The sequence below is a fragment of the Aeromonas veronii bv. veronii genome (assembly GCF_000820225.1).
GTDB lineage: Bacteria > Pseudomonadota > Gammaproteobacteria > Enterobacterales > Aeromonadaceae > Aeromonas > Aeromonas veronii.
In genome coordinates this window covers 106,558-119,194 of record NZ_CDDK01000031.1, presented here as the reverse complement: position 1 = coordinate 119,194, position 12,637 = coordinate 106,558, and the positions used below count along the sequence as shown (strand labels likewise).

Below are 12,637 nucleotides of genomic sequence, written 5' to 3'. Positions count from 1 at the left end.
TCAGGACAAAAGGATATGTCTGGGTTGAAAAAGGATCTCGGGCTCTGGCAGGGAATGGGGCTGCTCGCCACCTCGCTGCTCGGCACCGGGATCTTCGTGGTACCGGCGACCGCCGCCTCGCTGGCGGGTGGGGCCTCGCTCTGGGCCTGGTTGCTGCTGATTGCGCTGGTGCTGCCCATCGCCTTTACCTTCGCTCGCCTCGGCCGTCGCTATCCTCATGCGGGCGGCGCGCCGCACCTGATCGGCCTCGCCTTTGGCAACGGCGCCGAGCGCTTCTCCGCCTTCCTGTTTCTGGCTGTGCTGCCGGTGGGGCTGCCCGCCGCCCTGATGATTGCCGCCGGCTTCTGGCACGCCCTGTTCGAGATGGGGGAGTGGACCCTCTGGGCCATCCAGCTGCTCACCCTGCTCGGGGTCTTTCTGCTGGGGCTGCGCGGGGCGCGCTCCTCCGGCAATCTGCAACTGCTGATTGCGCTCGCCATTTTGGGGCTCACCCTGCTTATCTGGTTCAAGGGGGAGGTGAGCTGGCGCGATGCGGCTAGGCCGCTGCCGAGCGCGGACGAGTGGCCCCCTATGGCCACTGCGCTGGCGGTAATGTTCTGGTGTTTCGTCGGGCTGGAAGCCTTCGCCCACATGGGGGAGGAGTTCAAGCGGCCGGAGCGGGACTACCCCATCGCCCTGCTTGGTGGGGTGCTGCTGGCGGGGCTTATCTACTGGATCCACTCGCTGGTGGTGCTCAAATATGGCCTCTACGGCGATGAGGCGAAAAACGCCACAGCCATCCCCTCCCTGCTGGCGCTGTTGTTCGGCCCCACCGCCAAGTGGCTGGTGGCGGTGCTCGGCTACCTCTCCTGCTTTGCCAGCATCAACATCTACATTCAGGGCTTTGCCCGGCTGATCTGGAGCATGGCGCGGGAAGGCAAGTTGCCCCCCTCGCTGGCCGTGCTCACCGCGCGCGGCGCGCCGCTGCGGGCGCTCGGTCTGGTGCTCGCTATCTGTCTGCTCTGCATCACCCTTATCATCTGGCTGCGACTGCCGCTCGATGAGCTGATCCGCTACGCCAACGGCAACTTCGTGCTGGTCTACCTGCTCTGCATGGCGGCGGGCTGGCGTCTGCTCGGCGGGGTGGGCAAGGGGCTGGCGGGGATAAGCGTGCTGCTCTGCGCCCTGGTGCTGGTGGCGCTCGCCACTCAGGTGCTCTATGCGGTGGTGCTGAGTCTTGGCTACGGCGGCTTCTCGTTGTGGCGGCGTCATCTGCGCCGCAGTCGTCAGCAGGATGCGCTTCCGGTAGCGAAGTAACGTCTCCCCGATGGTCGAAGAAATGAGAAAGCCCTGATGTTCAGGGCTTTTTGATTACGGCATATGGGATGTTCATATGAATACTAGTTGGCACGCTATTTGCCGAAAAGTGCGGTGTCGGATCAACTCAACGGCGATTTATAGCCAAAAAAAGTGGGATCCAGCTCCCGTTTTGCTTAAAGTGATCCCTTCCGATCCCGGTGGTCGGAATGCCCGCAAGGATGCCCTTCAGACGTAAACAGGATGGCCTGGCCAGACTGACTCTCAGAGATGTGATTGCTTCGGTTCTCTTTTTATCTGTCACCTGTGGTGATAGCGCCTTGTTCCGTTCAGTCAGCCCGGGTTTTGCGTCTCTCTCATCGTGCATTGTCACCATCTGCAGCGAGTGAATCATGAGCGAATCGGTTTTTGAGATCCACGACTGGACCCTGAGCGTTGACGACAACATGTTGTGTCGCCCCGACCGCGAGGTCTACCTCGAACCCAGACTGGTTAATCTGTTGCGGTTTCTGGCCCACAATGCCGGCACCGTGTTTGGCCGCGATGCCCTGATCAACGAGGTGTGGGATGGCGCCGAGGTGACCGATCAGGTGGTGACCCAGTCCATCTTCGAACTGCGCAAGATCCTCAAAGATGGTCGCACCGATGCGACTGACTATATCGTCACCGTGCCCAAGCGCGGCTACAAGCTGGTGGCACCGGTGCGGCCGCTGCAGGTGGTTTCTGTGGTGATGGCGGACGAGCAGCCCGCGGTCAATACCACTCTCTCAGACAACCCGACTCTCTCCGATCTGAGCCCGCCCGCGGCTGAGCAGGATGATGATGCACAGCCCAATGTCGCCCCTTTTCCCGCCGGGCCCCTGACCCGCGCCATCTCCACCCATGCCAAGGATGCCCGCAGCCGCTGGAAGATGGTGAGTTTCGATATCTTCGTGGCCATCGTGCTGATCGCCATTGTCAGCATGCTCAGCTACCAGCACACCAGCCCCCAGGTGCATGCCATGCTGGATCCCAATCTGCTGGTGTTTCGCTTCCACTCCGGCATGGATGACAACAACGAGAACGTGCGCCTCGCCGATGGCATTACCCGCGCCCTGATGGGAGAGGTGGCCGTGGCTACGCCGCTGCGGGTGCAGTATGGTGCCACCACTCTGATGGGGGGCATCATGCCCGGCAAGGAGCTGAGTGTACGGGTCACCCGCCAGCCCCGTGGCACCTATCTCGATCTGGAGTATCGCAATATCAACACCAACCGGGTGCTGTTCAGCCATCAGTACCAGCTCAGTCGCCACAGTGTGCACGGCGTGTTGCAGGCCAGCAGCCAGGATCTGCTGCGTGCCCTCGACCAGCCCGATGCCGAGCCGGGGATAGGCTGGCCGACCGATGATGCCTCCCTGATGGCGATGATGGAGGCGCAGTACTACATCAACAGCCGGGATCCGGTCGCCCTCAAGCGTGGGATTGATCTGCTGGAGCAGGCGCTGAGTGCCCATCCGGATCAGCCGCTGCTGTTGGCGGAGCGCTATCTGGCGGGCGAGGCGCTGGCCACCCTGGCGGGCAAATCCGAGAGCGAGCGGCTGCAGGGGATTGGCACTCATCTCGCCAGCGTGGTGCAAAATAGCGGCGCTCTCCCTGCTCGGGTATGGGAGGCGTTGACCCTGCAGGCGATCCTCAACGGCCAGCAACAGCAGGCCAACTATCTGCTGGAGAAGGCGGCGAGTCGCGGCCGCTCGGTGCTCTACTACATACTGCAGGGCAAGCTGGCGGAGCTGGACGGTCGCCCCGAGGCGGCGGGTGATGCCTACAGTCAGGCCTTTCTGATGGAGGCGACCGAGCAGACCTATCTGCTCTGCCAGCAGCTCGGTTTCTACAGCAATATGGAGAGCCTCACCCCGGCTCTGTTCAATGCGCTGGGCCAGAGCAAGGTGAAGCTCTTCTAACACCGCAGTGTTGGTTTTCCTTCGGTCGGCGCGGTTGCCGACCCCATCCACAGGCTGCCTTCGGGCGGCCTGTGCTGTTTCTGCTTGTTTCAATCCTGCTTGTTTGCCACCGGGGATAGTCGCTCGGGTGCGGCCCGATTTATCCCCCGCAGCTCCCCACTATCCCCACTTGCCTTTGCCTTGCACGCGGCATTCGCGGCACTCGCGTTTGTTCGGCTTTACGCCGTGTGCAGCTTGTGACATCTGCTCATGGTTGGCGGCGGGATAAGCTGTCTGTCTCGACCCATTTCTCATTGCTTACCGGTTATCGCCATTGCGCTTTACCTCTGAGTTTGGATTGTGATGAGCCGAGCGAAGGGGAAAGCAGGAGGTGAGCGGCCACTCAGGGTGATGATCCGCAGGGCTTCCAAATGGCCGCAAGGGCAGGGGGGCGCAATGGGAGCTGCTTTATCGCGGGTTTATCTGGCCAAAAATATCAAGACGGCGAGATAAGGGGATTATCAAGGGGAAAAAATGGGGCGGAAGGATATCAAGGTTTTATCAAGGCGGCGGTGTGGCCTGATGTCAATTTGCTGTTTTTAAATGGTTTTTATCAAAAGTGACGAGGCGGCGAAAAAAGTTGCCTCATATTTTTATCCGTTAGCTGGTCTTTATGTTTTCCGGGGATGAGAGGCCTAGTCTGTGCCCATTCTTTGGCGGGGCGTTCCGCCAAATGTGTATGTGACGACCCGACCTTTTATAGAACCGGAGATCTTATGTCCCTAGATACGAGCAAGAAGATTGGCCTTATCGCCTGTACAGGTGTGGTGGCCGGCAACATGATGGGGAGTGGCATCGCGCTGCTGCCTTCGGCACTGGCCACCATCGGCTCCATCTCTGTCTTTAGCTGGGCAATCTGTCTGGTAGGCGCCATGGGCCTCGCCTTTGTCTTCGCCCGCCTTGCTACCAAGAACCCGCAAGAGGGTGGCCCCATTGCTTACGCTGGCGAGATCTCTCCGGTGTTCGGTTTCCAGACCGGTGTGCTTTATTACCACGCCAACTGGATCGGTAACCTGGCCATCGCCATTACCGGCGTCTCCTACCTCTCGGTCTTCTTCCCCATTCTCAATAGCCCAATTCCGGCCGCCGCAGCCACCATCGCTGCCGTCTGGATCTTCACCTTCGTCAACCTGCTTGGCGGTAGCTGGGTGAGCCGACTCTGTACCCTGGGTCTGGTGCTGATCCTGCTGCCGGTTGTCGGTACTGCGGTGATGGGCTGGGGTCATTTTGATGCCACCGTCTACAGCCAGAACTGGAACACCACCAGCGGCAGCGACCTGCATGCGGTCATCAGCGCCGTGCTGATCTGCCTCTGGTCTTTCGTCGGTGTTGAATCTGCCGCCGTCTCTTCCGGCATGGTGAAGAACCCCAAGCGTACCGTACCGCTCGCTACCATGCTGGGTACCGGTATCGCCGGTGTTATCTACATCCTCTCTACCCAGGTGATCAGCGGCATGTTCCCGGCCGGTGAAGTGGCTGCCTCCGGCGCCCCGTTTGCCATGGCCTCTTCTGCCATCTTCGGTAGCTGGTCTGCGCCGTTCGTCTCTGCCTTCACCGCCCTGGCCTGCTTCACCTCGCTGGGCTCCTGGATGATGCTGGTGGGCGAGGCGGGCAAGCGTGCCGCCAACGACGGCAACTTCCCGAAAATCTATGGCGAAGTGGACAAGAACGGCGTAGCCAAGAAGGGTCTGATCCTGGGCTCCCTCAAGATGACTGCCCTGATGGTTGGCCTGACCGCCTTCACATCCCAGTCCGCCCACGCTGCCGATCTCTTCAACGTGCTGACGACCGATGCGGTGCTGCTGACCATGCTGCCCTACTTCTACTCCAGCATTAACCTGATCCGCTTCGAGGGCATGACCTCCCGCAGCATCGGCGCGATGATCTTCTCCGGTGTGGCCTGTGTCTTCTGTCTGGTGGCCCTGATGGGTGCCAAGGGTTCCAACCTTACCGCTACCTTCGTGGTGTCGCTCATCATCCTGATGTTCTACGCCAAAAAACAGGGTCTGCGTCAGCACGACGCCCTGCTGAGCGAACAGCCCAGCAACTAATTCCCCCTTTTATCTTCCGAGCGCTCTTCACTCACCATCCCTGATGGAGAGCGCCCCTTTACGTGTGGAGCATTACGATGAATATCATTGCCATCCTCAACCACCTGGGCGTTTTCTTTAAAGAAGAACCCATTCGCCAGCTGCAAGCCTCCCTCGAGCGCAAGGGTTTCGAGGTTGTTTATCCGGTCGATGTGGCCGACCTGCTGAAACTGATCGAGAAGAACCCCCGCGTTTGCGGCGCCATCTTCGACTGGGACAAATACTCCCTGGGTCTGTGCAAGGAGATCCACGATCGCAACGAGAAGCTGCCGATCTTCGCCTTCGCCAACGACCAGTCCACCCTGGACATTCACCTGACCGACCTGCGTCTGAACGTGCACTTCTTCGAGTACCGTCTTGGCATGGCTGACGACATCGCCCTCAAGATGGGTCAGGCCACTCAGGAGTATCAAGACGCCATCCTGCCGCCGTTTACCAAGGCGCTGTTCAAGTACGTGGAAGAGGGTAAATACACCTTCTGTACTCCGGGTCACATGGGCGGTACCGCCTTCCAGATGAGCCCGGCCGGCAGCATCTTCTATGACTTCTACGGCCCGAACGCGTTCAAGGCTGACGTATCCATCTCCATGCCGGAGCTGGGCTCCCTGCTGGATCACTCAGGTCCGCACAAGGAAGCCGAAGAGTACATCGCCCGTACCTTCAACGCCGATCGCTCCTATATCGTCACCAACGGCACCTCCACTGCCAACAAGATCGTCGGCATGTACTCCGCGCCGGCCGGCAGCACAGTGCTGGTTGACCGTAACTGCCACAAGTCGCTCACTCACTTGATGATGATGAACGACGTGACCCCGATCTACTTCCGTCCGACCCGCAACGCCTATGGCATTCTGGGTGGTATCCCGCAGAGCGAATTCAGTCGCGACACCATCGCTGCCAAGGTTGCCGCGACACCGGGTGCCCAGGCTCCCCGTTACGCCGTCGTCACCAACTCCACCTATGATGGCCTGCTCTACAACACCGGCTTCATCAAGGAGAGTCTGGATACCCCTTACATCCACTTCGACAGTGCCTGGGTGCCTTACACCAACTTCAGCCCGATCTATGAAGGCAAGTGCGGCATGAGCGGCGAAGCTATGCCGGGCAAGGTGTTCTACGAAACCCAGTCCACCCACAAGCTGCTGGCGGCCTTCTCCCAGGCCTCGATGATCCACATCAAGGGTGACGTGGAGGAAGAGACCTTCAACGAAGCCTTCATGATGCACACCTCCACCTCGCCGCAGTACGGCATCGTGGCATCGACCGAGATCTCCGCTGCCATGATGCGTGGCAACACCGGCAAGCGTCTGATCAAGGACTCCATTGATCGCGCCATCTCCTTCCGCAAAGAGATCAAGCGTCTGCGTGATCAGAGCGAAGGCTGGTTCTTCGACGTATGGCAGCCGGACAACATCGACACCGTCGAGTGCTGGAAGCTGGATCCGAAAGATGACTGGCACGGCTTCAAGGACATCGATGACAACCACATGTACCTGGATCCGATCAAGGTCACCCTGCTGACTCCGGGTATGGGTCGTGACGGCCAGCTGCTGGAGAAGGGCATCCCTGCCTCTCTGGTCTCCAAGTTCCTGGACGAACGCGGCATCGTGGTCGAGAAGACCGGCCCTTACAACATGCTGTTCCTCTTCTCCATCGGTATCGATCAGTCCAAGGCGATGCAGCTGCTGCGCGCCCTGACCGAGTTCAAGCGCGGCTACGACCTGAACCTGACCATCAAGAGCATCCTGCCGAGCCTCTATCGTGAAGACCCGAGCTTCTACGAAGGGATGCGTATCCAGGAGCTGGCCCAGCGCATTCACGAGCTGACCAGCAAGTACCGTCTGCCGGAGCTGATGTTCAAGGCGTTCGACGTACTGCCGGAGATGAAGATGACTCCGCACGCCGCATGGCAGCAGGAGCTGGCCGGCAACGTGGTGGAAGTGCCGCTGCGTGACATGGTTGACCGCATCAGCGCCAACATGATCCTGCCGTACCCGCCGGGAGTTCCGCTGGTACTGCCGGGCGAGATGGTGACCCAGGATTCTCTGCCGGTGCTCGAGTTCCTCGAGATGCTGTGCGAGATCGGTGCCCACTACCCGGGTTTCGAGACCGACATCCACGGCCTCTATCGTCAGGCCGATGGCAGCTACACCGTCAAGGTGCTGCGTTAATCGACAGTGACAACAGTCGAAAGTGACAACAACGGGCCGCAAGGCCCGTTTTTCCCTCCGGAATTCCTGTTCTTATTGCGTGAGTCGCCAATCATGAAGCGAGTGCTCTCCATTCAATCCCACGTAGTCTTTGGCTGTGCCGGCAACAGCGCCGCCGTTTTTCCCATGCGTCGCCTCGGGATCGAGGTGTGGCCGATGAACACGGTGCAGTTCTCCAACCACACCCAATACCGCGAAGGCTGGCAGGGGATGGTGATGCCCGGCGGTCATATCCGTCAGCTGGTAAACGGCCTGGCGGAGATCGGCGTGCTGGCCGAGTGCGATGCGATCTTGAGCGGCTACCTCGGCTCGGCCGAACAGGGGGAGGAGATCCTGGCGGCGGTGGCCCGGCTCAAGGCGCTCAATCCAAACGCCCTCTATTTTTGTGACCCCGTGATGGGTCACCCCGACAAGGGGTGCATAGTGGCACCCGGCGTCGCCGATTTTCTGAAACACCGGGCACTGGCCTGTGCCGATATGCTGGCCCCCAATCTGCTGGAGCTGGAACAGCTCACCGGCCGCGATATCCGCAATGTGCCGGAGGCCATCGAGGCGTGCCAGCAACTGCGCGCGCAAGGGGTCAAGCTGGTGATGGTCAAGCATCTGGGCAAGGCCGGTTTTGCCATGGACCGCTTCGAAATGCTGCTGGTGTGTGAGGAGGGGACCTTTCATCTCTCCCGCCCGCTCTACCCTTTTGCCCGCCACCCCATCGGGGTGGGGGATCTGCTGAGCGCCACCATGCTGGCCAATCTGCTGGCGGGTTGTACCCCGGTAGCGGCGTTCGAACTTACCAACGCCAGCGTTGATGCCGTGCTGGCTCGCACCTGGCTGGCGGGGGCCTACGAGCTGCAACTGGTGGCGGCCCAGCACGAGATGGCGCTGCCGCAGGTCTCCATCCGGGCGACCCGCCTCTGAGCTGATTACGCGCACAGAAGAAACAACAAAGCCCTGATCATCAGGGCTTTTTATATTTCAGATTCGGGGAGAGGGCTTAGTCCTGCGGGCTTTTGAGCGCCTTGACCACATCCTCTTTGGGTTCCAGCTCCTTGACCTGATTGAAGATCTCCAGCTCCCCTTGCGGACTGACGGTGTAGGCATCGGCATCCTGATAGCTGCCGCTGCCGGCGCTCTCGATGATGACCACCAGCTCGGGCTGCTTGTCGCCATTCAAATCGACCAGTTTCAGCTCCCGGATAAAGCCGTTGCGAGCCATCACCTTGCCATCCTGAAACTCATCCAGTGGAAATTGGGCGTTCTGGCCCGAATAGAGCCGCACGTCATAGCTGCCGATGGAGGCGGGTTCACCTGCCCCCTGCGTCACCCGGATCACCTGCCCGGAGGGCAGGGTCAGTTGCTTGTTAAATCCCTCTTCGGCCTGGGCGGCCAGCGGCAGGGTCAGCAGCCCTGCCATCATCAATGCTCTGTTCATCTTGCAACCTCTTGCTGTCTCTTGAGTGCGGGCTCCCGGGGAGCCCGCCGTGATGCTGTTACCAGATCTTCACCCGCTTCTGGGGCGGCAGATAGAGCTTGTCCCCCGGCTGGATGTTGAATGCCTCATAGAAGGCGGGAATATTCGGCACCACGCCGTTGACCCGGTACTCGGGCGGCGAGTGGGGGTCGGAGCGCAGCAGCATCTGCATCAGCTCGGGACGATACATCCCTTTCCATACCTGCGCCCAGCCGAGGAAGAAGCGCTGTTCGCCGGTGAAGCCGTCCAGCACCGGTGCCTCCTTGCCATCCAGTGACAGCTCGTAGGCCTTGTGGGCGATGGTGAGACCGCCCAGATCGCCGATGTTCTCACCCAGAGTGAACTGACCATTGACGAACTGGCCGTTGATGGGCTCGAAGCGGTTGTACTGGGCCACCAGACGGCTGGTGCGGAAGCGGAACTCCTTGAGATCCTGCGGCGTCCACCAGTCGCGCATCATGCCGTCACCGTCGGATTTGGCCCCCTGATCATCAAAACCGTGGCCCATCTCGTGGCCAATGACCCCGCCGATGGCGCCGTAGTTGACCGCATCATCCGCCGTCATATCGAAGAAGGGGGGCTGCAAAATGGCCGCCGGGAAGACGATCTCGTTGTTGCTCGGGTTGTAGTAGGCGTTCACCGTCTGCGGCGACATGTGCCACTCGTCCCGGTCGACCGGCTTGCCGAGGCGAGCCAAACTGTCTGCGTATTCAAAGGCTTGCGAGCGTTGCAGGTTGCCCACCAGATCATCCGGTTTGATGGCGATGGCGCTGTAATCCTTCCACTTGTCGGGGTAGCCGATCTTGGGGCGGAACTTGGCCAGCTTCTCGAGGGCCTGCGCCTTGGTCTCGGGCGACATCCAGTCGAGCTCCTTGATGCTCTGGCCGTAGGCGGTGCGCAGGTTCTCCACCAGCTGCTCCATCCGCTCCTTGGCCGCAGGCGGGAAGTAGCGGGCCACATAGAGCTGGCCGACCGCTTCACCCAGATGATCGTTCAGCACCCCGAGCGCCCGCTCCCAGCTGGCGCGCTGCTTGGGCGTGCCGCTCAATGTGGTGCCGTAGAAGGCGAAGTTGGCGCGGTCGGTCTCGCTGTCGAGATAGGGGGCGTAGTCGGTCAGCAGTTGCCACTTGAGGTAGGCCTGCCAGTCGGCGATGGGGGTCTGGGCCATCACCTGATCCAACGCGCTCAGATAGGTCGGCTGGCCGATGATGAGCTCCGGCTGGCCAGCAATGCCCGCGGCATTGAGATAAGCCTGCCAGTCGAGATGGGGGGCGAGCCGTGCCAGTTCGCTGGCGGGGCGCTTGTTGTAGTTCTTCTCCCGATCCCGCAGGGCGACGTTGTCCCACTGGATGGTGGCGAGCCGGGTTTCGAGGGCCAGAATCCGTTTGGCCTTGCCGCTCGGGTCAGATTCCCCGAGGCGGCTCAGCATGGCGGCGATATGCTGCTGGTACTTCTGGCGCAGGGCCTGACTCTCGGGATCCTGCTTGAGGTAGTACTCCCGATCCGGTAGCCCCAGTCCACCTTGATAGAGGTAGACCGCATAGCGGTCGGGGGACTTGGCATCGGCGTCGATCCAGATGCCAAACGGCGCGCCGCCGCCCATGCGGCCCGACTGGGCAAAGGCGCGGGCCAGCGCAGCCTGATCATCGATCCGGTCGATATCGGCAAGCGCCGGTGCCAGCGGGGTGAGCCCCTTGGCGTCACGGCCTGCCTGATCCAGATAGCTGGCGTAGAGATCGCGGATCTGCTGGGTCGGCGTGCCGGTGGCGGCCTCCTGCTTGGCCAGCCCTTCGACCAGCACCCGCACATCGGCGAGGGATTTGTCCCGCAGCATGTAGAAGGCGCCATCGGCGGGGCGATCGTCAGGGATCTTGGCGGTGGCGAGCCACTTGCCATTGACGTAGCGGAAGAAGTCATCGCCGGGTTTGACCTGGGTGTCCATATTGGCCAGCGCCAGCCCGGAGTGTTTGGGGGAGTCTTGCGGTGCCTGACTGCAGCCAGCCAGCAGTGCCAGTCCAATCAGGCCGGCCAGTAAGCTTTTCTTATTGTTCATCTTGTTTGATTCCAATTCCGATTGTTTGCTTCCCTGCCCATCTTCCTTGCTCCAACCGGTTGTGCGACCGCCTTGCGGCCAGCCTGGTGGAGAGGGCGGGCGAGCCTCACTCTAGCAGCAGGGTTGCAGCTTGATAAGCCCGACTCTGCTAAGATCGGCCGGTCCGTTTTGGGGAAGCCTATGATTTCTCATCTTTATTCTCGCTTTTGTCTGACTATGCCAGCGCCGGAAGGTTCCACCGGTCTGCTGGTGGCCTTCAGTGGCGGCCTCGACTCCACCCTGCTGCTGGTGCTGGCGGCGCAGTATGCCCGCGAGCATGGCCTGCCACTTAGCGCCCTGCACGTGCACCACGGCCTCAGTCCCCATGCCGATGAGTGGGTCGCTCATTGTGAAGCCGTGTGTCAGCAATTGGCGGTGGAGCTGCTGGTCGAGCGGGTGACTCTGATCCGCGGCAATGGCGAGAGTCTGGAGGCGCAGGCCCGCACCGCCCGTTACCAACGGCTGACCGCCCGGATGCGGGAGGGGGAGTGGCTGCTCACCGCCCACCATCAGGACGATCAGCTGGAGACCCTGCTGCTGGCCCTCAAGCGCGGCGCCGGTCTGCGCGGGCTGGCGGGGATCCTGCCAAGCCAGCCCTTTGCTGGCGGCCTGTTGCTGCGGCCGCTGCTCGATATGAGTCGCGCCGAGCTGGCCGATGCGGCGGCGAGCCTCCCCTTTGGCTGGGTGGAGGATGAGAGCAATCAGGAGGTGAGTTATGACCGCAACTTTTTGCGCCAGACGCTTATCCCCCAGCTCAAGGCGCGCTGGCCCGCCATGGCCCAGACCGCGGCGCGCAGCATGGCCCTGTGCGCCGAGCAGGAGGCGCTGTTGGAGGAGCTTGCCGAGAGCGACTGGCAGCTGGCGGGCGAGGGGGAGGCGCTCCATATCGGCCCGCTGCACGCCCTTTCACCTACCCGGCGCAACAACCTGCTGCGCTACTGGATCCGCCGGCAGGGGGGCGAGATGCCATCCCGTGAGCAGCTTGCCCGGCTGTGGCAGGAGGTAGCGCTGGCGCGCGGCGATGCCAATCCCCGGCTCAACTGGGGGCGCCAAAGCTGCCGTCGTTTTCAGGAGCGGCTCTATCTGGTGAGCCCTGACCTACAACCTTGCCATCAGGTATTGCCGATGATTGTGGGCGAGCCGCTGACCCTGCCGGAAGGGGTGGGCGAGCTGGTGGTGCGTATGGCGGAGCACGGCGAGGATCGGCTGCGTATCCCCCGGCCGGATGAACCGCTCTCGGTGCGTTTTCAGGTAGCGCCCGGGATCCCCCTCAAACCGGTGGGGCGAAGCGGCAGTCGGCGGATGAAGAAGCTGCTGCAAGAGTATGGTGTTCCCTCGTGGCAACGGGGGCGCATCCCCATCCTCTACTATGGCGAGCAGGTGGCGGCGGTGGTGGGGCTCTTTATCTGCGACGGTTTTATGGCGCAGGGTGCCGGGCTGGTGTGCCACTGGCAAGGGGGCGGTGCCGCCCCCATCCTGCCCGAGCAGGATCTTGTCTGAGG

At 61.5% G+C, this 12,637-nt stretch carries 9 protein-coding genes; 7 read left to right on the top strand and 2 right to left on the bottom strand.

Annotation, left to right across the window (positions count from 1 at the left end):
* Positions 1–15 precede the first annotated feature (15 nt).
* The 6 genes from yjeH (at position 16) to pdxY (ending at position 8,490) form a co-directional block, all read left to right on the top strand.
* On the top strand, positions 16–1,296 hold the full coding sequence (gene yjeH, locus BN1139_RS13160) for an L-methionine/branched-chain amino acid transporter (RefSeq protein ID WP_005349820.1): 1,281 nt from the start codon (positions 16–18) through the stop codon (positions 1,294–1,296).
* A 392-nt stretch (positions 1,297–1,688) separates the two neighbouring features.
* Positions 1,689–3,236 (top strand): lysine decarboxylation/transport transcriptional activator CadC, encoded by a 1,548-nt coding sequence (cadC, locus tag BN1139_RS13155; protein WP_005349822.1) that lies wholly within the window; start codon positions 1,689–1,691, stop codon positions 3,234–3,236.
* 410 nt (positions 3,237–3,646) lie between these two features.
* The gene (locus BN1139_RS21420; protein ID WP_013724006.1) at positions 3,647–3,838 is read left to right on the top strand and encodes a hypothetical protein; all 192 of its coding nucleotides are present in this window, start codon (positions 3,647–3,649) and stop codon (positions 3,836–3,838) included.
* A gap of 153 nt (positions 3,839–3,991) precedes the next feature.
* Positions 3,992–5,326, top strand: coding sequence for a cadaverine/lysine antiporter (gene cadB, locus BN1139_RS13150; protein ID WP_005338486.1), 1,335 nt, complete (start codon positions 3,992–3,994; stop codon positions 5,324–5,326).
* Between the two features lie 77 nt (positions 5,327–5,403).
* A complete protein-coding gene (locus BN1139_RS13145; protein ID WP_005349824.1) occupies positions 5,404–7,536 on the top strand; it encodes a lysine decarboxylase CadA in 2,133 nt (710 codons plus the stop codon).
* Between the two features lie 93 nt (positions 7,537–7,629).
* Positions 7,630–8,490, top strand: a complete 861-nt coding sequence (gene pdxY / locus BN1139_RS13140) for a pyridoxal kinase PdxY (RefSeq protein ID WP_005349833.1) — start codon at positions 7,630–7,632, stop codon at positions 8,488–8,490.
* A gap of 76 nt (positions 8,491–8,566) precedes the next feature.
* On the opposite strand, the gene BN1139_RS13135 is transcribed toward pdxY, so the two are convergent.
* Entirely contained in the window at positions 8,567–9,004 is a 438-nt protein-coding gene (locus BN1139_RS13135; RefSeq protein ID WP_005349835.1) for a PliI family lysozyme inhibitor of I-type lysozyme, read from the bottom strand.
* A 58-nt stretch (positions 9,005–9,062) separates the two neighbouring features.
* Positions 9,063–11,096, bottom strand: a complete 2,034-nt coding sequence (locus tag BN1139_RS13130) for a M13 family metallopeptidase (protein ID WP_005349836.1) — start codon at positions 11,094–11,096, stop codon at positions 9,063–9,065.
* Between the two features lie 180 nt (positions 11,097–11,276).
* On the opposite strand from BN1139_RS13130, the gene tilS reads away from it, so the two are divergent.
* Positions 11,277–12,635, top strand: coding sequence for a tRNA lysidine(34) synthetase TilS (gene tilS, locus BN1139_RS13125; protein ID WP_005349837.1), 1,359 nt, complete (start codon positions 11,277–11,279; stop codon positions 12,633–12,635).
* The last annotated feature ends 2 nt before the right edge of the window (positions 12,636–12,637 follow it).

Excerpts from the sequence above, each read along its gene's own strand:
- BN1139_RS13145 (WP_005349824.1), top strand. The coding sequence starts at position 5,404 with ATGAATATCATTGCCATCCTCAACCACCTGGGCGTTTTCTTTAAAGAA.
- tilS (WP_005349837.1), top strand. The coding sequence starts at position 11,277 with ATGATTTCTCATCTTTATTCTCGCTTTTGTCTGACTATGCCAGCGCCG.
- cadC (WP_005349822.1), top strand. The coding sequence starts at position 1,689 with ATGAGCGAATCGGTTTTTGAGATCCACGACTGGACCCTGAGCGTTGAC.
- yjeH (WP_005349820.1), top strand. The coding sequence starts at position 16 with ATGTCTGGGTTGAAAAAGGATCTCGGGCTCTGGCAGGGAATGGGGCTG.
- BN1139_RS21420 (WP_013724006.1), top strand. The coding sequence starts at position 3,647 with ATGGCCGCAAGGGCAGGGGGGCGCAATGGGAGCTGCTTTATCGCGGGT.
- pdxY (WP_005349833.1), top strand. The coding sequence starts at position 7,630 with ATGAAGCGAGTGCTCTCCATTCAATCCCACGTAGTCTTTGGCTGTGCC.
- BN1139_RS13130 (WP_005349836.1), bottom strand. The coding sequence starts at position 11,096 with ATGAACAATAAGAAAAGCTTACTGGCCGGCCTGATTGGACTGGCACTG.
- BN1139_RS13135 (WP_005349835.1), bottom strand. The coding sequence starts at position 9,004 with ATGAACAGAGCATTGATGATGGCAGGGCTGCTGACCCTGCCGCTGGCC.
- cadB (WP_005338486.1), top strand. The coding sequence starts at position 3,992 with ATGTCCCTAGATACGAGCAAGAAGATTGGCCTTATCGCCTGTACAGGT.